16 protein-coding genes are annotated in these 20,627 nt (G+C 41.6%); 5 read left to right on the top strand and 11 right to left on the bottom strand.

The annotated features are described in order from the left end of the window. The first annotated feature begins 7 nt into the window (after positions 1 to 7). The 3 genes from AC1EU0_RS14260 (at position 8) to mnmH (ending at position 3,601) form a co-directional block, all read left to right on the top strand. Complete coding sequence (locus AC1EU0_RS14260) at positions 8 to 1,111, top strand: acyl-CoA desaturase (RefSeq protein ID WP_480303133.1); 1,104 nt, start codon at positions 8 to 10, stop codon at positions 1,109 to 1,111. A 343-nt stretch (positions 1,112 to 1,454) separates the two neighbouring features. Continuing rightward, positions 1,455 to 2,504 carry a selenide, water dikinase SelD gene (gene selD / locus AC1EU0_RS14255; RefSeq protein ID WP_480303132.1) on the top strand — a complete coding sequence of 350 codons (1,050 nt, stop codon included), beginning with the start codon at positions 1,455 to 1,457 and terminating at the stop codon, positions 2,502 to 2,504. Next, the gene (mnmH, locus tag AC1EU0_RS14250) at positions 2,504 to 3,601 is read left to right on the top strand and encodes a tRNA 2-selenouridine(34) synthase MnmH (RefSeq protein WP_480303142.1); all 1,098 of its coding nucleotides are present in this window, start codon (positions 2,504 to 2,506) and stop codon (positions 3,599 to 3,601) included. The genes selD and mnmH overlap by 1 nt, the downstream gene beginning before the upstream one ends. 31 nt (positions 3,602 to 3,632) lie before the next feature. Here mnmH and AC1EU0_RS14245 read toward each other — a convergent pair whose 3' ends face one another. From AC1EU0_RS14245 to nudE, 6 genes are all read right to left on the bottom strand, one after another. Then, the gene (locus tag AC1EU0_RS14245; protein WP_480303131.1) at positions 3,633 to 5,498 is read right to left on the bottom strand and encodes an MFS transporter; all 1,866 of its coding nucleotides are present in this window, start codon (positions 5,496 to 5,498) and stop codon (positions 3,633 to 3,635) included. 140 nt (positions 5,499 to 5,638) lie between these two features. Beyond that, complete coding sequence (locus tag AC1EU0_RS14240; RefSeq protein ID WP_480303130.1) at positions 5,639 to 8,125, bottom strand: hypothetical protein; 2,487 nt, start codon at positions 8,123 to 8,125, stop codon at positions 5,639 to 5,641. Positions 8,126 to 8,289: 164 nt separating this feature from the next. Continuing rightward, positions 8,290 to 10,479, bottom strand: a complete 2,190-nt coding sequence (locus AC1EU0_RS14235) for a hypothetical protein (RefSeq protein WP_480303129.1) — start codon at positions 10,477 to 10,479, stop codon at positions 8,290 to 8,292. 107 nt (positions 10,480 to 10,586) lie between these two features. Beyond that, positions 10,587 to 11,219, bottom strand: coding sequence for a hypothetical protein (locus AC1EU0_RS14230; RefSeq protein ID WP_480303128.1), 633 nt, complete (start codon positions 11,217 to 11,219; stop codon positions 10,587 to 10,589). 123 nt (positions 11,220 to 11,342) lie between these two features. Further along, on the bottom strand, positions 11,343 to 12,158 hold the full coding sequence (gene cysQ / locus AC1EU0_RS14225) for a 3'(2'),5'-bisphosphate nucleotidase CysQ (RefSeq protein ID WP_480303127.1): 816 nt from the start codon (positions 12,156 to 12,158) through the stop codon (positions 11,343 to 11,345). Between the two features lie 12 nt (positions 12,159 to 12,170). After that, a complete protein-coding gene (gene nudE, locus AC1EU0_RS14220; RefSeq protein WP_480303126.1) occupies positions 12,171 to 12,722 on the bottom strand; it encodes an ADP compounds hydrolase NudE in 552 nt (183 codons plus the stop codon). A 92-nt stretch (positions 12,723 to 12,814) separates the two neighbouring features. Between nudE and yrfG the strand changes: the two genes are divergently transcribed. Both yrfG and AC1EU0_RS14210 read left to right on the top strand, forming a co-directional pair. Then, entirely contained in the window at positions 12,815 to 13,465 is a 651-nt protein-coding gene (gene yrfG / locus AC1EU0_RS14215) for a GMP/IMP nucleotidase (RefSeq protein WP_480303125.1), read from the top strand. 120 nt (positions 13,466 to 13,585) lie between these two features. Next, on the top strand, positions 13,586 to 14,767 hold the full coding sequence (locus AC1EU0_RS14210) for a M20/M25/M40 family metallo-hydrolase (protein ID WP_480303124.1): 1,182 nt from the start codon (positions 13,586 to 13,588) through the stop codon (positions 14,765 to 14,767). 44 nt (positions 14,768 to 14,811) lie between these two features. On the opposite strand, the gene AC1EU0_RS14205 is transcribed toward AC1EU0_RS14210, so the two are convergent. From AC1EU0_RS14205 to gspK, 5 genes are all read right to left on the bottom strand, one after another. After that, complete coding sequence (locus tag AC1EU0_RS14205) at positions 14,812 to 16,788, bottom strand: methyl-accepting chemotaxis protein (protein WP_480303123.1); 1,977 nt, start codon at positions 16,786 to 16,788, stop codon at positions 14,812 to 14,814. 342 nt (positions 16,789 to 17,130) lie between these two features. After that, positions 17,131 to 17,892 carry a type II secretion system protein N gene (locus AC1EU0_RS14200; RefSeq protein WP_480303122.1) on the bottom strand — a complete coding sequence of 254 codons (762 nt, stop codon included), beginning with the start codon at positions 17,890 to 17,892 and terminating at the stop codon, positions 17,131 to 17,133. 14 nt (positions 17,893 to 17,906) lie between these two features. Continuing rightward, positions 17,907 to 18,386, bottom strand: coding sequence for a type II secretion system protein M (locus tag AC1EU0_RS14195; protein WP_480303121.1), 480 nt, complete (start codon positions 18,384 to 18,386; stop codon positions 17,907 to 17,909). Between the two features lies 1 nt (position 18,387). After that, positions 18,388 to 19,593, bottom strand: coding sequence for a type II secretion system protein GspL (gspL, locus tag AC1EU0_RS14190; protein WP_480303120.1), 1,206 nt, complete (start codon positions 19,591 to 19,593; stop codon positions 18,388 to 18,390). A 24-nt stretch (positions 19,594 to 19,617) separates the two neighbouring features. Beyond that, a complete protein-coding gene (gene gspK / locus AC1EU0_RS14185; RefSeq protein ID WP_480303141.1) occupies positions 19,618 to 20,616 on the bottom strand; it encodes a type II secretion system minor pseudopilin GspK in 999 nt (332 codons plus the stop codon). Between the last annotated feature and the right edge of the window lie 11 nt (positions 20,617 to 20,627).

Here is a 20,627-nt window from a genome sequence, read left to right as displayed (position 1 = left end):
AAAACTAATGAAAAAACCACCTCTGATTTGGCTTAACGTCATACTATTTGCATCAACCCTACTTGCTGCCGTAATCTTGGTTCCTTGGCGCGGGATCACTCATGGGTTTGACGGCTTAGAATGGCTAACGTTTGTAACCTTATGTTTCTTCAGCGGATTATCTATTACTGCCGGATATCACCGTCTTTGGTCTCATAAAGCCTATAAAGCACACGCAATTGTTCGTTTTTTCTATGCGTTAGGTGGTGCACTCGCTCTACAAAACAGTGCCCTACACTGGTCGTCAGATCATCGCATTCACCATAAGCATGTGGATAATAACGACAAGGACCCTTATTCGGCTAAAATGGGATTTTGGTACAGTCACATTGGCTGGATGCTGCGTGAATACCAAGCGCATCGTTATCATGACTACAACAATGCCAGAGATTTACAAAAAGACAGTATTGTCATGTGGCAGCATAAGCATTATCTATTGCTGACCATTTTGATGAATATTGGTCTGCCTGTGCTTTTAGGCTGGATTAACGGTGATATCCTATCGATGCTCATACTTGCAGGCGTTTTGCGCCTAGTAATTGGTCATCACACGACTTTCTTTATCAATTCGTTAGCCCATATTTGGGGTAAACAAACGTATACCGATAAAAACACCGCTCGCGATAATGGTATTTTAGCCTTATTTACCCATGGTGAGGGTTACCATAATTTCCACCATATTTTCGAAAACGATTACCGTAACGGTATTCAGTGGTGGGATTATGATCCAACTAAATGGTTAATTCGTTTATTAAGCTACCTAGGGCTTGCCAGTGATTTACGCAAAGTACCACAAGAGCGTATAGAAGCTGCGAAGTATCAAATGCAGCTATTAAATACCAAGCAAAAAGTCGGTCACTTACCAGAAGCAGAAGAAATGCTGGCAAAGCTGCAAGCGGAATTTGAACAACTTAAAACGCATCTTGCAGAATACTATCAAGCGAAAAAAGCTTTACTAGAAGCTAAGCGTAAACAAGTTTGTCACCTTGAGCTTAAAGCACAGATGGAAATTTCAAAGATCCGTTTCAAACTGCAAAAACGCAATTGGCAGAGCTTAACCGCTAATTTTTAAGCTGTTACTTTTAATCTGTTTTTTACGATAAAAGGCTCTTTATAGAGCCTTTTTTATTGCTGTTTCTCTGATATAGTGGATAAACCTAAAAAAGCAGTTAGTCGCTGAAATTGTGAAAAACTGCATAACTTTATTTAGAAATGTCTTGCAGTTTATCCCTTTTAAAGGGGGGATGCTAAACGCTCATATGCTGGCTAAAATAACCACTAGCTGCATTATGGCTTTTGCAAGTAGCAACCACTACTTGCTACAAACCAAGCCTTGCTATTGGAATTTTTTCTGCGCTTATGAACGTTTTTAACTGCTTTTTCTAGGTTTAACTTTTATTCAAGGGTTAATCACTATGTCATCAGAGCAAATCCGACTTACCCAATATAGCCATGGTGCTGGATGCGGCTGTAAAATTTCACCGAAAATTTTATCTACAATTCTCAACTCACAGCTCCCTAACTTTAACGATCCTAATTTACTTGTCGGTAATGAAACCCGTGATGACGCCGCTGTTTATAAACTTAATGATGAACAAGCCATAATAAGTACAACAGACTTCTTTATGCCGATTGTCGACGACCCGTTCACCTTTGGACGCATCGCCGCCACCAATGCCATAAGCGATATTTACGCCATGGGCGGTCAACCTATTATGGCCATTGCAATTCTTGGCTGGCCGGTTAATACCCTTGCGCCCGAAGTCGCCGCTAAAGTGATTGATGGCGGTCGTTATGCCTGCCAACAAGCAGGAATAGCTCTCGCCGGCGGTCATAGCATTGATGCACCTGAGCCGATTTTTGGGTTAGCGGTCACAGGACAAGTCTCACTCAAACACCTTAAACAAAACTCCACCGCACAAGCTGGTGACAAACTCTATCTAACCAAACCTATTGGCATTGGCATTCACACCACGGCCCAAAAGAAAGGGGTATTGACGGAGCAAGATGCCGAAATCGCTATTGAAGCTATGTGCCAACTGAATAGCATAGGTAGCCATATTGCAAAACTAAACGGTATTCACGCGATTACCGATGTAACCGGTTTTGGTTTAGGTGGACATTTAACGGAAATGTGTCAGGGAGCAAACCTAACAGCATTTTTGAAATTTGATTCGATTCCAGTACTTCCACAAACGCACAAGTATCTTGAACTTGGCTGTATACCCGGTGGCAGTGAGCGTAACTTTGATAGCTATGGCCAGTATTTGTCAAAGCTATCAGATATTGAAAAAGCCATTTTATGCGACCCTCAAACCAGCGGCGGTTTATTGATTGCCGTTTCCCCAGAAACTGAACACCTACTTCAGGCAAGCTTAAAACAACATCAACAAATTGCGACCTGTATTGGTGAGATGCAACCGACAGGGTCTGACACCTTGATCACATTACAAGGAAGTATTTAATAGTGACTGATATTATTCCCAAATCTCATTATCGAGATATTTTTTTACAAGACCGTCCACTAATGGATGTACGCGCACCAATAGAATTTAGTAAAGGCGCTTTCCCCACTGCCACCAGCTTGCCTTTAATGACAGACAGTGAACGAGCTAAAGTGGGCACTTGCTATAAACAACATGGACAACAAACGGCCATCGAACTTGGATATCAATTGGTATCTGGACAAACCAAACAACAGCGAGTCGATGCTTGGATAAACTATATCCAACAAAATCCAAGTGCTTATTTTTATTGTTTTCGTGGTGGACTGCGTTCACAAGTCACGCAGCAATGGCAGAAAGATGCTGGTATCTATATTCCTTATATCGAAGGTGGCTATAAAGCCATGCGTCAATATTTGATTGAGACGATTGAACAAGCTTCTAAGAGGCCGATGTTGATATTGAGCGGCAGTACTGGATGCGGCAAAACAGAGTTTTTATCGCATAGAATGGAAGCCATTGATCTTGAAGGGCTGGCCAATCATCGCGGTTCCAGCTTTGGGCGTAATATTACCGCCCAGCCTACGCAAATTAATTTCGAAAATGCGTTAGCGGTACAACTGCTTAAACATCAGGCTCAAGACTTCCCATTTTTATTATTGGAAGATGAAAGCCATTTGATTGGACGAAGCTCAATACCGAAAAGCTTCTATTTAGCCATGCAACAAGCACCAATAATCGTATTAGAAGATTTTCATGAACAACGGTTGCAGCGATTACTTAAAGAATACGTAATTGATATGCATGCAGGGTTTATGACCGAGCTGGGTGGAGAACTTGGAGTCAAAGCATTTTCGGATTATCTGTTTACCAGTATTGATAACATTAAAAAACGTCTGGGCGGAAAAGTTCACAAGGAAATAAGGCAATTGGTAACTAATGCGCTTAATGAACAACAACATCGAAATAACGTCTCTCAGCACTTAATTTGGATTTCGGTATTGCTAGAGCAATATTACGATCCTATGTATGAGTATCAACTCAATAACAAAGCAAACAGAATATTATTTAAAGGTAATAAAAAAAGCTTATCGGAGTGGATAGTAAAGAAAAGGTAGAGCATGAGACGCTACCTTTTCTGATTTGTCCTCAGCAGCTTAATGTCCACAAGCCCAGTACTTTTTCTCTTAGCCCGTTACGATCTACATGGTTACCATCAACCACTTCACCAATGCTCACGCCAATTCTCGACCAAAATCGCTTAGGTGGCGTGGTCAAAGCATGACCACCTTTGTGGCTGAAGAATGAGCCCCATAATCCAATTAACGTCATTGGCACCACAGGTACAGGATCACGCTCTAATATTTTATTGATGCCCGGTCGAAACTCGCCTATTTCTCCATCAGGGGTTAAGCGCCCTTCTGGGAAAATACACACTAACTCCTCATTATTTAAAGCTTCATGAATGGACTCAAAAGCTTGTGCATAGGTATCACGGCATTGTTTTGGCGAACAAATCGGGATAACACCCGCATGACGAAATAGATACTTGAGAACCGGCATTTCACTGATGCTTTTATCCATCACAAAACGGATCGGACGCGTGGATGCCCCCATGAGTACCAACGCATCCATGTAAGTGACATGGTTACACACCATGATCGCAGCACCTTGAGTGGGAATGTGTTCTCGCCCAGTGACCTTCACCCGATACAAAATATGACTCAGCACATAACTTAAAAACCGCATCGCAAATTCAGGCACTTGGGTGTAGATGTATACCGCCACCAAAAAGTTAGCGATGGCCAGCAAGAAAAATAGCTCGGGGATAGTCCAACCAATGATAGATAAAACCACAATGCCAAATATTGCTGCACCTACCATAAACAATGCATTAACGATGTTGTTGACTGCGATGGCCTGAGCACATTCAGAAGGTTTGGTACGCGTTTGAATAAAGGCGTATAACGGCACGATAAATAAACCACCACTGACACCTATCATGGCTAAATCAAACATCAAACGGTAATGCTGACTGGCTCCAATAAACTCACTGAAATGGTACACGTACTGACTGTTTATCGGCGCGGCAGGAATGGCCCATAATAAATCCATACCAAAGATGGTAAGTCCTAACACTCCAAACGGCAGAACACCCAATTCCACATGCCCGTATGATATGCGTTCACACAACCATGAACCTAAGGCTATACCAACCGAAAACAAAGCCAATAATAATGACACTACCGTCGCATCGGCATATAAGTACATTTTGGCAAAGTTGGCAAACTGAGTGAGATAAGTGGCACCTAAAAGCCAAAACCAACTGATGGCCAACACTGCGTTCCATATTGGTTTATCCGCTTTGACTTGCTTAAGTAATGGTAAGGTGCCAGCTAAAGGTCGAAACGGTATTTTTACTGGTTTATTCACGGGCGGCAGTGCTGGAATACTACAACTGCTTAGATAACCGAACACGGCAAACAGCACAACTGATGCCGAGGCGATAACCAAGCTATTGTCTTGTGCTACGATAATTCCTGCACTCAAGGTACCGAGTAAAATGGCGATAAAAGTTCCCATTTCTACCCAAGCATTACCTGAAACCAGTTCATCGGCTTTGAGCGCCTGAGGAAGCAACGAATATTTTACAGGTCCAAAGTACGCCGATTGTGTCCCCATCATAAACAGTAATAATAACAATAAGGTGCTGCTTCCCAGATACATTGCCACTGCGGCACACACCATGATACTGACTTCGAGTAATTTGAGCTTTTGGATCAACTTGGCTTTATCGACATTATCAGCAATCAGCCCTGCATGAGCTGAAAATAAGAAAAAAGGCAAAATGAACAGTCCAGCGGCTAGATTCACAAACAGGCTAATATCCATATTGGTTTCACCAAGCTGACTGTAGGTGATCATTAATATCAAGGCATTTTTATAGATATTGTCATTAAGCGCCCCAAGACATTGGGTGATGAAGTAAGGGAAAAACCGCTTTGAAAAGAACATCTCAATCCTAGAGTTGTTGTTGCTTTAATACGAAACTATCAAGCTCTTTTTCAAAGCTCAAGCAAAATAACGACTAAAGAGACAGCAGCTCAGGTTAATAACATTTCCTGTTTAACCTGAGCTCTTTATAAAAAATCAGGTTATTTAGCTTGCTCATGGTGCTTCTGTAACTCGGCTGAATATTGGCCGACACTGGCGATGAGTTGTTGTTGGTGAGACTCATCTAACCCGTCATGCAAATTTATCAAACCCTGGATGCTGGCCTGTTCGAGTTTGCTTACGGCGCGCTTTATCATGGCTTGTTGGATCTCAGCCGCAGTTTGTGAATCACAAGTTTGTAAAAACAGGCTTCGATATTGCGCATTCTTAAATACGCCCATCATTCGGATGAATAGAGAGCTCTGTTCATCTTTATCCTCTTTAACGAAATGCCATAATTGCTGTTTTTGTTCGGGTGACAAACACAGCAGCACTTTTTGCTTCTGGACAGAATTTATCGACTTATCCGCAATAAAGGCACGCCACATCGGCCAACTTCCTTTATCAATATGTGCAAATTGCAATAACTGGTGCAAATCGTAATCCACATCTGCATCATCTGGAATGGTTTCATTCCTATCTACCTGTGTAGCAAGGCGATAATCCAGCTCTGTAAGCCCTAAATGAACAAATAAATGAACTCCATCAACATACTGAGGTTGGGCATACAAGCATCGCCACACAAACTGAGGTCGAACAAATCGGCATAAAGGCAACACCTGAGTGCAGTGTGTTGACAGTAAACGCACCAGCATTGGCGCGGTAACCGCATTATAAATATAACTAGGATCTAGCACCTTCATTAATGTCAGCGTATATTCTGTCTGCTGCTGCGCTCCAGCTTGTATCATACTCACCACAAGTTTATTCATTTCGCTGTCATTACTATTAAACTCACTGAACTCATTATTAGAACTGACATATGCATTTAAGATGTTAGCGACATGCTCTGGTGGATAGGCCGTCAAATATTCCAAACGCGCTTCAGCGTCTAAATAACTCCCTGCTATGGTGGGTTCTATCAACAGCTGTGGCAATAACCAATTGGCCAATGCAGCATCAAGCTGTTCTTTTTCTCGATATTCTTTAAATCGTTGAGGTGAAATGATGTACAAGAACCGATGTGCCAACTCCGTTATTGTTGGCATAGATTGACTAAACATCCATTCATGTGTGGCCTTCTCAAAACAAAGCAGTATGCGCTCAATATTGCTAGGCTTGATCAGCGCAATGCTTTCAACGACTTTCTGTTGCAACACCAGCGATTGTTGGTTACTTAACGAAAGCTGTGATAATAACTCGACAAGCTTGAACTGACTTAATGGCTCTCCCTTAATAATCATCGCTACTAAAGATTTGAAGAAAGCCTGTTCATTGGTTTTAATGAAAACGCGAAAGATGTTCGCAATGCGAGCCTGTTCGGCTTGATCAGCATTAATATACTCTGCCACAAAGAACAAAATAAGCTCATGTGATTGGCACTGGCCCAATAGGTGTTTTTCTATAGTTCCAGTAAAACAAGGCTGTGTTGTATCTTGATAAATGCCAAGTGTTAATGCTTTTTTATTTTGCTCTTGTATTGTATTTGGTAGCTCGTAAAAAAACTCCAACGACTGTTGACGTGATCTCGATAAAAAGTCTTGTAACACCTCACTATAAAAATTTTGTTCACAAAACCACTGCGTCAATGATTCAGGCATTTCTGTGAAAAATGTACCAAAATCCTCAAACTGGCCAGGCACCCGCTGATTTGACTGCAGAACCAGTGCTCGATTCAATAACTGAAAAGCAAATTCAGGATAATGCTCTTCAGGTAATTGTTTTAATAGGGATAATACCTGTACTGGAGTGATGCCTCTTTTCTCCAAGACTTTTGTCAAAAAGGTATGTTGTTCTTGGCTATTGAAAATGGGTAATAATTCAGTTATTGCATCTTTTTCGTAGACTTCAGGAGAATCAAAAAAAGACGCTAATATTTCAGTTTTAACTAAGCCCCAGTCTGCGTCATCAAGCAGTGATTTAACCGACGAATAGCAATTGGGATTTTTCCGGATATATATTGCTATTTCAATTAGATGTTCTGAAATGCGAGCTGATGATCTTTTCATTTCCACCATTTCAACATCTGCAGCACTATCGCCTTTTTGCAGAGAGAGAGAGTCAACATGTTCAATTTGTTTTTCTTGTTCTTTTAACTGGACAAATCGACGAAAAATGGTATCTCTGCGTTGACTTTCTAATTTTGTCAAAACAGTTTGAAGACTATTTAAATCGGTGGCAATACTGTTGGCCACCACCTCTGTAGAAAGGAGTTGCTCCCCATCATGAGTCAATAAACAGCATGAAAATTGGCGGCAGAGCTGTGCTTCTTTAGCTTCGTCAAGCTCAACATTGGTACAAGATGATTGCCCTTTGGGTAAAATCTCAGTAATCAGGGTGTTATCAGTGATCAATACAGAGAATTGTAGAGTTTGACTTTCATTGAGCTGATGAACAAATGTGAGCTTGCGATTGTCTCTTAATTCCATGATTTGTTGATCATTGATATGAACACCTAGAGTGCTCACGTCAGGCTGTACGGCGGCCATAATTTATCTTCATTTCAAGTAAGAATGTAGAAATTATGTGCTGTGATCTTTGGTATAGCTAATAACTTGAACTTTAATTAATTTACAATTAATAAGACTCTAAGAAAAACCATTGATCACATATTGTGTCATATAGCTTATTTTACTTTCAGAATATGAAAAATTTATGCTCGATCGCTTTTGCCACTCTTTGCAATGAGCTTTTCTAATTTGCCCAAATGACTTTCAGTACCAACTAATGCCTTTAATAATTGTTTTTGTCTGGGCGATAACCCCATAATGACTGGTAGCTGGTTTTGATGAACATCGTTTTCTAAAAACGTTTGCCACATCAATTGATATTCTTCCGTTACTGGTGCTTGTGTAAGCAATGCATAAAGCGCATCATCAAAAGTCGAGTCACCATCTGCAAAGACATCTAACCTTGTAAAGCCTAATCGAGTAAATAGGTGCCGCTCATTAACATAGATTGGCTGAGTTGTTAGGGACTGCCATGCTTTATCTGGTTGTACGTACTTGCATAATTCGAAGGCTTGAGCGGTGTGGGTTTGCATTAATGAATTTAACATCTTGAGGGTAACGGCTTGAGTAATGTGCTCGGGGTGGAGTTTTAGTAATAACTTCACAGTGAAATCAGGACATTGACTCACTCCAAGCCGCACCAAATCCGTCGTAATGTCGGCCAACTCTTCTCGTCTTTCTGTTGTGTTTGAGTTCAACACCTTTGCAATGTCCTCACAAGGGTAAGACGTTAATATTGTCAATCTATCTGTCACCGATAAGTAATGTCTTGGGTCAAGGGGAGCCAGTAGTAAGGTGCTAACAAAAGCTCTAGGGAACAAATCCGTTGAAGTGTCATGGGTATTCAGTGCAAGGGTTAACATTCTGTGAGTTAAAATCTGCTCTTTTTCTGCGGCGTTTGTTCGAGACCATTGAGTAGGGTTGTCATCAAAAGCAGCCAGCATGAGATCTAAATACTTAGGCATAAACTCTCTAATGGCGCCAATAACCTCTAATTGTAACCACTGTCTTTGTTCAGCATTAAACAGATTTTGAAACAAGTTCGTGCATTGCACTGCATTAGGGGTGATATTCTTAAGCAACACTTGAACAAAATGATGGTAAAAATCATTAGCGTGCTGTTTTTCTAAAACTTTCAAAGCCTCGATAGATCCTCTACATGGTGGCTGGATAGCACTTTCTAACACCAATCTAGGCAATATCAGCTCAAACTGACAACTCTCTAAAATAGCTAATTCTTCACTCTCAGCCCAATTCATTTGACTATAATTTTCAATTAAGGCTATCACGAAGGTTTCTTTATATTTTTGCTTTAAGTCTTCAGGCAAAAGTTTAAATATTTTTATCGCTGTGGTTCCATTACTTGAAGCCCAAGACCTAAATAATTCTTCCATTTTTTCTGAATCTTGAAACAAGTTAATCAAGCTTTCAGACTCATTCAGTCGCTCAAAAAAAGACCGTAAACCGTCTTCATCAAATTTAGCCAGAAATGTGTTCTCAACGCTATACGCTTTTTTTAATAGTGGCACCCCGTGGCATACGATCAAATCCTCTGGTAACTGGCTGATAAATAGCAGAACATTCGTACCCATTGCCCCCTTTTTTTGTAACACCATTTCAATCAGCTGTTGTTGATACTGAGATGGTAAATGAGCAATAAACTGAGGGCATATTACATCTTGATGGAACCATAACTCACCAATAAAATACTGTATGATTTTCAAATACAAATTCTGCATACCAGACTCATTCTGGTGCTGTTTCATTGCCTCAATACAATCAGGCTGCTTTATCATCAGTTGCAACACTTCTTTCGGTAATTCAGTGATACTCACAAGCTCAAAATGTTGTACTTGCCTCACTTGATTTAAGGCATTTTCCCCCTCTGTTTGATGGGTGTGTGCCTCGATTGCTCGATGACTTTGTTTAGATTCACTTTGTGGAAACAAAAAGCACATTAAAACGGCATGGCGTTTTTCACTTTCTAACGCCAGCAACACCTCTTGAAAACAGTCCATATCTGACTTTAAACTTTTAGCTATAATTGCTTTTGACAAGGCATGAGAGCCGCGATGAGACAACACTTTGCATTTAAATTGACGGGAATACTTCGCTTTTCTACTGGCGCTAAAAGGAACGGTGCTGTTAAACCAGCTGCTTGATGTTAAATCAACGGCAAGTACCTGCTTATGAATAGTGACATTAAACTTAACATTTTTCAGATCACCTAAAGTTACAGAAAGTGATAACTTACCTTTGTCTTTTAACAGCTTAATCTTGTCATCATCTATTTCAATATCTGTAACACTGGAGTTGGATTGGATCGCCGCCACTTTTACTCACTGACTTTATTACAATAAATTGTATTTATTTTATCAATTAAGGAACACTTTGTTTGAGCATAAAGCAACATGTTCAGGGTAGGTTAAGTAACTTGGGACTAGTTTACCCCTAAATGAGCTTTTACCTGTTTGGCGAGCGTTGATATCTGATCCAGTGTTTGCTGATCTGTTCTAAGAGGTGCATTGATCATTGATGCAGATAGGCATTCATCAAGCTTTTGTGCAAGCCACTTATCTGCGGCTGGAATTAATGATTGTAAGCCCTTAAATGTCATGGACTGTGGATTGGAGAATTGATGTCGAAAAACGGGGATTTGAGGTGCATGTAGTGACACTTGATAGCCACCTTTTCTTTTTGCTTCATCTACACTATTAGCTAAGGCTCTAGCCGCGTCTTGTGGGTTTGCGTATGTGTCCATCATGGCTAGCTGCTGAGAAATAAAATGCATATTGGTGACTTGCGCCACCATACAGACTTGCTGCTGTTGCCTCGGTGGAAGAGCTGTTATTTCCTTTAACACCTCAAGCTTATCAAGTTTACCTTCTAATTTTGATACCAGATTTTCAAGTTCAATTTCAGTAAAGGTGATAGAAGGTTTGATGACTTGAGAAGCACCGACTGGATGCTCTTTTACTTGCGTTTCGATCGAAGCAATGTCTGCTTGAGTATCCATTAATGAAGAAGCATAAGTTTCTATATTTGATTGAGGAGTAGAAGCAACTATAGCCATATTGGAGCCCAAAATATGAGAACGGATACCCTAACCTTAATTACTTTTCAAAGGAATAAAAGAAAGCTAAACCTATGTTAATTTAGGGTTTAACTTCATTTTTATGCACTGCCTGTGTACGTACTAAATACCCAGCAACTTTGCCCAATTCCTATTATTTTCTCCCATAACAATGAAATCAGGGTTTTCTAGCGATTCACGACAATTGTAAGTTAACGGTTTTAAGTTAATATCTAATACCTTTCCGCCAGCTTCCTCAATAATGACTTGAGCAGCTCCAGTATCCCACTCACCCGTAGGGCCTACACGTACATAACAGTCAGCGAGCCCTTCTGCTACCAAGCAACTTTTTAATGCTGCTCCGCCAAGACGAATTAATTCAAAGTCTTGTTCTTTGGTAAACAAATTTAAGACATCTTGGGGATCTTGACGTCGACTAACGGCAACCTTAATAAGCTCACTCTGTCGATAACTGTGGATTTGTATATCTCGCCCTTGTTGTCGTTTAAAGGCTCCATGACCAAAACGTGCAAAGTAGCACACCTCTTTCATGGGCGCATATACCACGCCTAACACTGGCTTATGGTTCTGAACGAGAGCAATCAGTACTGAAAAATCATCACTGCCTGCAATAAACTCACCCGTTCCATCGAGGGGATCTACCAACCAATACTGAGACCATTGCGCTCGTTGTGATAGTGGGATATCGGCGTCTTCTTCAGACAAAATAGGGATGTCAGGGGTTAAGGCTGTTAGTAATTGATAAATTAATTGATGCGCCGCTAGATCGGCACTGGTAACAGGTGTGTCATCTTGCTTAATGTGTTGCTCAAACTGCCCTTGCTCATATATGGCTTTAATGGTTTTACCAGCTTTGGTTGCAATCGAAATCACAGATTCAACAATATCATCAGGCAGCTTTACTACAGCGGTGGCCATCTACAACAACTCCTAGGATTGAGATAAATATTCCATTGCCAAGAACAATGCACTTACACTTCTCGACTCTGTAAAGTTAGGTGTATCTATCAAGTTTCGCCAATCACCCAAATCCCAAGGTATGACATTTATGGGTTCTGGCTCGTCACCTTCTAGACGACTTTCATAAAGATCTTCGGCGATAAACACCTGCATTTTACTGGAAAAATAACTGGGCACTAAACTCAATTCTTTTAATAAAGTTAACTTACCTGCACCGAAGCCAATTTCTTCTTGTAACTCACGGTTTGCCGCTTGCTCAGGGGTTTCGCCTTCATCGATTAAGCCTTTAGGAAAGCCTATTTCATAATTGTGAGTACCTGCAGCGTATTCTTGAGCTAACAATAACTTACCTTTATGTACAGGAACCACCATTACTGCACCACGATTGTTACCTTTCATACGTTCATACTGACGCTCAGCACCATTCGAGAACACTAAATCTAACTGTTCAATGGTAAACAGGCGGCTTTTAGCAACAACTTTTGCATCAACTATCTGTGGTTTTTTTAATGACTGTGTCATGCACACTCCTAGGCGCAAAGAAAGGATTCCGTTTTCCCTTTAATCTCCCTACAATCTACCTATTGAAATCGATAACTACAATAGGAATTTTTATGCTGCCATGGCAACAGATTGATGCTGTACTTTTAGATATGGACGGCACCTTGTTGGACCTGCACTTTGATAACCACCTTTGGCTAAAAATCGTTCCACAAGCCATTGCCAGTAGCAAGCGTATCAGTGTCAGTGACGCACAGTCTTTAGTAGAAGACGCTTATGAAGAAGTGGCTGGGACCTTAAACTGGTATTGTTTGGATTATTGGCAGCAACGCTTTGATATCGACATCGTCCAATTGCACGAATCTTCAGTGGAGCGCATTGTGTTGCGTGATGATTGCATGCCATTTTTGCACTCTTTGAAAACGATGAACAAGCCTAGGATCTTAGCCACCAATGCTCACCCAACCAGTTTAGCGTTAAAGCTTAAACACACACAACTGGGTTCAGGTCTAGATCATCTCATGTCGAGCCATGAAACGGGTTATTCCAAAGAAGATCCTCGTTTTTGGCCACAATTATTTGAACGCTTTGATTTAACCCCAAGTCGCTGCCTATTTGTTGATGATAATGAACACGTGCTAGCCGCAGCTAAAAAAGCGGGGATAGGCTTTGTGATTGGTGTGGAAAACCCAGACTCTCAGCTACCGAATAAACAGTTTGATCACTTTGACAGTACTTCGGATTTACGTACTCTTATTGGCTAGACATTAAGGTTAAATACATCATTCACTGTCTAGAATGACTCTTTATCAAAAAATGATCCTCAATTCATTGGTGATAGTTCTTGTTAATTTAAGTGCTATCGCCAGATAAGGAGACCACCTATGCGTTTATCTGTTTTATTCGCAGCTCTACCTTTAGCGCTCTCGCTTCAATGCCAAGCCAGTACATCGGCTGATGTCTGGGTAACGCTCCCCTCAAATATGGCAACTCTCGCTTTTAATCAAGGCGCTACCAATATTTCAGCCTCCTCTCAGACTCAATTATCAGTGGTGAAGTTACCTAAGTCTAAGCTCAATCAATTCTCGCAATCTTTTCATCAACAATACCATGGCTTAGGCGGCTTTATGGTGTTTGATACTCCGCAACAAGCACTGATCAGTGCTAAAGGGACGACACCTCATGCTAAGTTTATGACTCCTAACATCGATCAAGCAGACAAAATAAAACAGCTGATGCCGCAATTGGACGCCAACCATATTGTTAATGAAATTAAAATCGAATCGGCCAATCACAATCGATTTTATAAACTCAAAAAGGGTGTTGCAGCTTCAGATCAGCTCTTTGCTACTTGGAAAAATTTGGTGAAAGGGTGGGAGCCTGCGACAGTCACTCAGTTTTCTCATCGACGCTTTCCGCAAAAATCGGTAGAACTTGAGATTAAAGGAAGCAAATATCCTGATAAAGTGGTGGTGATAGGTGCCCACTTAGATTCAACCGCTGGAAGTTGGACCATTTTAAACAAACGCGCTCCCGGTGCTGATGACGACGGCTCAGGCATCGCTTCTGAAACTGAGGTCATTAGAGTATTGGCCGAAAACCATATTCAACCTGAATATACCCTTCGTTTTTACGGCTATGCGGCGGAGGAAGGAGGCTTACTCGGTTCACGCGATATCGTGCAAGCAGTAAAAAAAGAGCCCGTAACTATCCTATCAGCCATGCAATTGGATATGACCAATTATAAAGGTTCAGATAAAGACATGGTTTTTGAAATGGACCACACCAATCCAGACTTCACCCACTTTTTACAAACCCTTGTTGATACATACCAACCTAATATTACCTATGGTACAGACAAGTGTGGCTATGCCTGTTCTGATCATGCCAGCTGGGATTCGATTGGTGTACCGGCTGCGATGCCATTTGAAGCATACATGAAAGATATGAATCCAAATATTCACAGTAAAAATGATACTTTGGAGAATTCAGATCCAACAGGAACCGATGCACTCCATTTCAGTCAATTAGCCTTAAGCTATGTGATAGAGATGGGATTCGAGTAAGGTTTTAAAAGAGAAGTGGCTAACGTCATTTAGCCACTTCTATATCAACGAATTTGAAAACTTGACGTTAGTTCTTGTAATTGACAAGCAAGCTGGGTCAGCTCATTACTTGCCGCTGAAACTTGCTCAGCGCCAGTTGCATTTTCTAACGCCACTTGTTTGATGGATTCAAAGCTTTGGTTGATCTCTTCAGCCGTTGTCGACTGTTGTGATACTGCTGTTGCAATCAATTCAGCATTTTCGGTAATGTGTTTAATTTCCTCTAGCGTCTGCTTAATCGCCGAAGCGCTCTCTTTTGCAGAGCTAATGGTGGCATGAGCAATTTCACTTGAACTACTCATTACCTGCACAGCTTTCGTTGTCCCATGCTGAAGTTGCCCGATCATCTGTTCAATATGACTGGTTGACTGCTGTGTTTTTTGTGCCAATTGACGCACTTCGTCAGCAACAACCGCGAAGCCGCGACCTTGCTCTCCCGCACGAGCAGCTTCAATGGCCGCATTGAGAGCTAATAAATTGGTTTGTTCAGCAATCCCTTGGATCACTTCCAGAACACTGCCAATTTGCTGAGAATGGGCTTGTACTTGTTCAATCGTGTCAGAAGCGGTATCGACCTGCGTGACCAGTGAGCCCATGCTGTTGATACTTAAATTCACTTTTTCAGTCGCTTGTTCTGATATTTTTTGAGCATCGAGAGCAAGGTTTGACACTCCAACGGCATTACTTGCAACATCATCAATGGTCACGGCCATTTCGTTCATCGCAACAGCTACACTATCAATGCTAACGTGTTGTTCTTGTAAGCTCTGGTTCGCTTGCAAGCTCACACTACTGGTCTCTTCTGCGGTACTGCTTAATTGATCACTGCTTGTTTGAATGGTAAAAATCATATCAGAGAGTTTTTGAGTCATGTGTTGCATCGCTCGATATGCCCCTGTCGATGATTCGGTGATCTGTCGTTTTTCTAATATTCCATCAGCAATTTGTTCAGAAATCTGCTGCATCTCAATTGGCTCACCACCCAATGGTTTTAAAATCCCTTTGGCTAATTGAGTTGCTAAAACAATTACAACGCCGATTATCATCAACAATATAAGCACAACTTCGTAAGTTAACGCTGTGACAGCGGCGAAAGCTTCCTTCTCATCTATATCCGCCAACAATGCCCAATGGATCCCATAAAAATCAACGGGAGTATAGGCTGATAGGACAGAATGATTATTGTAATCTAGGCTGATTTCAGTACCTGTATTCCCTTTAAGTGCCTCCTCAACGGCATGAGTTTTTGCACCGTTATTAGCAACGGTACCGGCAAAGCTTGCTGCAACACTGCGTCCATCAGGATCCAGATACGAATCAGAGCGCATTCGGTGATCAGGCCCGACTAAATAAGTTTCTCCAGTTTCTCCCATTCCTTCTCGCTGCTGCATGATGGCATTGATGGCTTCAATGGAAAATTGCAGCGCGGCAATCGCAACCACTTCTCCGTTGTGCGTCACAGGTAACCCAATAAACGCCTGTGGTGCGTTATTGCTGGGAGCATAGGGCTTAAAATCTGCAACAGCTAATCGACCAGTAGCTTTAACTTCCCGAAATACATCCGCTAGGCCAGAGCTACGGTATGGTCCGTTCACAAGATTAGTTTGGTAGTCAGCTTCTTTAGTCACGCTATAAGTGACTGTACCTTGTGGATCAATAATAAATAAATCGTAATACCCTTTAAGCGCAATAAACTCTTCGAACACTTGCGCGTGTTTATGAGTAAGTTTGTGGAGAGTCAGACCAGTATCTGTAATTAAAATTTCTTTTAAAATACTACTGGATAACTGCACATCTTTTTCACTACTCTCTAAATAGGCTTTTACCTGACTGGCTTTAATCGACCTCACCGCTTCAAGTTGATGATAGATTTGTAATTTTAATGACTGGTTGGCGGTGACGATACTCAGCACGCCAATAATTAATGCAGGAACTAACCCTAATAATAACGAAAAACTTAACAACTTTGTTTTTAAACGCATACCACTGTCCGTGTATTATGAGAAGCAGAATGTCATACCGTAAAAATGACATTAACCCTTTGAAAAATAGAGCTTTTACTCCACTCACCCTCTGTAAACTTATCAGCCGAACAGTGTACGAATTCAAAACTAAATCACAACCATTAAAATTATAAGGTTTTTAACAAAAACGTTTTCCCTCAGTAGATATTCCCTCTTTTATCCAGACATGTGTAGCTTTTCACTATTTAAGTGAAAAATATCAGATGAAAAACGAGGTTTATAAGTTAACTTTTTCATACAAAATTCATATAAAAAAGCCGAAACAAATTCTGTTTCGGCTTTTAATACCATTCACATCATTTATAACCCAGGTATTCGCCCATTGTATGTTAGCGGATATGCTCCCTGAGAGTCTGCTTGTCCAAGATAATTTAAGTTATCTCGCACAGAAGCAGGCATTGAAGCAGTAGGCTTAATTTTCGCTTGCAACTGTACTTGATTATTGGCTTTTAGCCACAAACGCCCACTAACACCAATTTGATTGTCCTTCTCTGATGTCGTCACAATCACCTCACCTTGGTCACAATCCAATCCTAGGCGAAAACGACCAAAGGGAAAATCACCGAACTGGTTATTCACTTCTAGGCCATGCAACTGCAGATTACCTGACAACGCCTCACACCATGGTTGGCCGTAGGTAAACTCTGAAATACCAAGAGTGATGTCGCCTGCGACTTTCGAACGAAGCGGTAATCGAGTATTACCAATTAAAGTTTGGCTGTCAGTTTGCAGCATTAAGTCTGTCAGGTTCATCGTCGAGCGCGTTAATTGCAGTTTAGTTTTAGCGTAGATAGCTGAATTACGCGTACCGATTTTAACATCCACATTTAAGGTACCCGTTAATAACGAATAAGGATGTATGGTCCACTCCACTTGTTCTACTTGTCGCCCGTATGCTTGCACAGTGTCGATACTGCCTTGCCAAATCGAGCCACCAACACCTGTTACCTGTACTTGAGGTGGAAGCGAAACAAAACGCATAACCACGCTAGCTGGCATTAATACCACCAAAAAAATAAGGTAAACCATCACGCCTAAAATCAGGTATTTGATCCGTTTCACTATTATCCTGCCTCTTAACGTGAAAGTTGAATTCGGCGTATACGCACCACGCCAATGGTATCGGTACTGGCCACATCAAAGCTATCAACGGTTAGCTCTTGGCTTACCACTAGCGCATCTAAATAACGCAATACATCGTTAAATGGCGCGTCGTCTAGCCACACCTGAATTTTATCGCCTTGTGGTTGCATGCGGGAAATGGTCAAACCAAAACGATCCGCTTGCTGATTGACAATATTACTCAAGCTGCCACCACGACTTTGACCATGATTAGCCTGCTTATAACCAATCAGACGGTTAGCGTCTTGCTTTACTTTTATTAGTGTTTGTTTCGCACTCTTTAGATCAGCCTTTGCGTCTTGCTGTGCTGAAGATATCGGATTCCACACGCCAAAATAAAATACACTAATCGCAATCACTACGGCCGCCACCGAAAGCAATTGTTGCTCTCGAAACGCTAAACTGTTCCACCAATTGAGGAATTGCTGTTTCATATTATCGACTCCTCAAGGTTAAAATCGTACTGACTTTGTTATCTTCTTTATTTTGCGCGCCACTATCCACTTTAAAACCTTTGCCAATCGCTTGCTTGAACGCTTCAACTTGATCATAGCTATCGGCACTGATTTGCAGTCTCAGTTCACTACGATTACCGTCATATCGAAGCGAGTTAGGCTGAACACTAGGCACCTTTTTAAAGGCTTGAGTCACACCCTCTAACATGGCAAACATATCACTGCCAGAAGACTTGCCTTTGTACTGCTTGAGCAAATTACGCAAATGAAATTCAACATTAGATGTGTTGCTTCGGCCGGTTGCACGTTTAAACACGGCGACGGTGTCAGCTTTAATGGCTTCTATCTGCTGATAAGTTTGATAAATATCCACCCCTTTATGAATGAAACTCAGCAGAATACATACAGCAGCTATAATGGCTGCATTGCGCCATAACAATAGTGTCTTATTGCCTTCTCGTTTAGGTCGATACTGCTCCGTCATCAAATTCATTGGTGCATGCAATGCACCTTTTGCCAGTACCAGCATGGGTAACTCAAGTGGCTGAGCTAACAGCTCTGCCCCTTCAAGCTCCATAGGGCTATAGTTAGCAATGGTGACCGTATCCATTTCATCTTCTGCGTTTTGTAGTGGCAGTAGCTTAGGCAAAACAGAGTCTTGCCATTCACTTGGAATACTATGCCCTTGGCCTTCACCAGTTCTCACCAGCAATTCATTACCGATATCCATGACCGCCCACTGACAACCATCAGCTAAAGGTAATGCTAAGCTGTCAGGGATCATGCGTTTAACATTGAGCCCAGCCGCTTTCACCCAATCTACCCATGATTGCATCTGCTCATGAGCCACAACGGCTACAGATAATGCACTGCCATTACGGGCCCCCGGGACAAAATGCAGTTGTTCGATATCCTGCGCGAGGACATCTTCCAGCATGAAAGGTAAAGCTTTTAATGCTTGTCGCTGCCCTTTTTCAGGTAAATTAACCTGAGTTAAAGTGATGGCTAACGTTGGTACCAAGGCATCGACAGGGCGAGCGCCAGCTCGCTCACTTAATGTGTGCAATTGGGTAGCATCGGCTAACTCACCTGATGCAATAATTTCTTGTTCTTGTTCCGACCAAACCAACCACTGACATGTATCGTCAGCATGGGTACCTAGTCGTATAAAAAGGCGTTCACTCACCGTGTTTCTCCACCCTTGAGGAGTTTATTTTTGACCACCATATTGCCGACTTAACACGTCAACATAATGATCTTTGTTTACCTGCAAAATGCTTTGTAATTGGAAGATGGCATCGCCTACTTTGGCTTTGCCATCTAACTCAAAATAGGTACTTTTATTGGTAAAAGTCGATTTAACTTTATCGACATTACCACCAATGCTGCCTAACTCAGGCGATGACCAAAACTCTTGTAAATCATCATACCCTTTAGCCCCTCGACTTTCGATGATGCCTTTGGCTTCATCGGCTGATATTTGATTCAGTAACATTCCAGCCAACAATGGTGCTTGCTCCGGCTTAATAGTATTAATATTAATAAGCTGCTTGTCATCGCCGGGGATTGCACACACATAAGGCGCTAATTTATCGTATACCTTTTGGGTAAATCCAAGTACCGCTCGCAACTCACTACGATGGCTCATCATGGTTTTGGCCGCTCGATAAGGTACATCTCGTGCTTCATATTCAGCATCAGGGCCATAATAGCCACCCACCGCAGGAGAGGTGTCTATATAGTTTCTTAACGACTTGGCTAACTGCTCTGCTGTAAATGGCTCAACACTGAGTGCTTCCAATAAAGAGGCAAACTGTTGAACCGCTAACGGCTCTTGATTAGATGAGCCGTTATTATTCTGTGGCTGAGTCGCTTTAACACTAAGCGCATTAAGGTTAAAACACGCCCTCATATCTTTAATTTCTCCAGCTAGCGCACCATTTTCAACCGGAAAAACCACCCCAGTTTGCGCCCAAACTTGGCTCAAATTCACTTCACCTTTTGAGTCATCTAAGTCCTTTTTAAGCACCTTGTTCGCCAGCTGCTCCAAGGATAAGGCGTACCAATAAGCTTGATCATATTCTGTCAAATTAATGGTGCGGCGCACTGAAATCTGATTACGTGACGTTATATCTGTTGCAATTACAGCGATCAGAGCCACAATCAAAAGCACCACTAATAAGGCGACACCTTGTTGGCGTTTTCGCATCATCATGTACT

The sequence above is a fragment of the Parashewanella sp. 2210YD4-3 genome (genome assembly GCF_056591735.1).
This window is presented reverse-complemented; position numbering and strand designations above follow the sequence as displayed.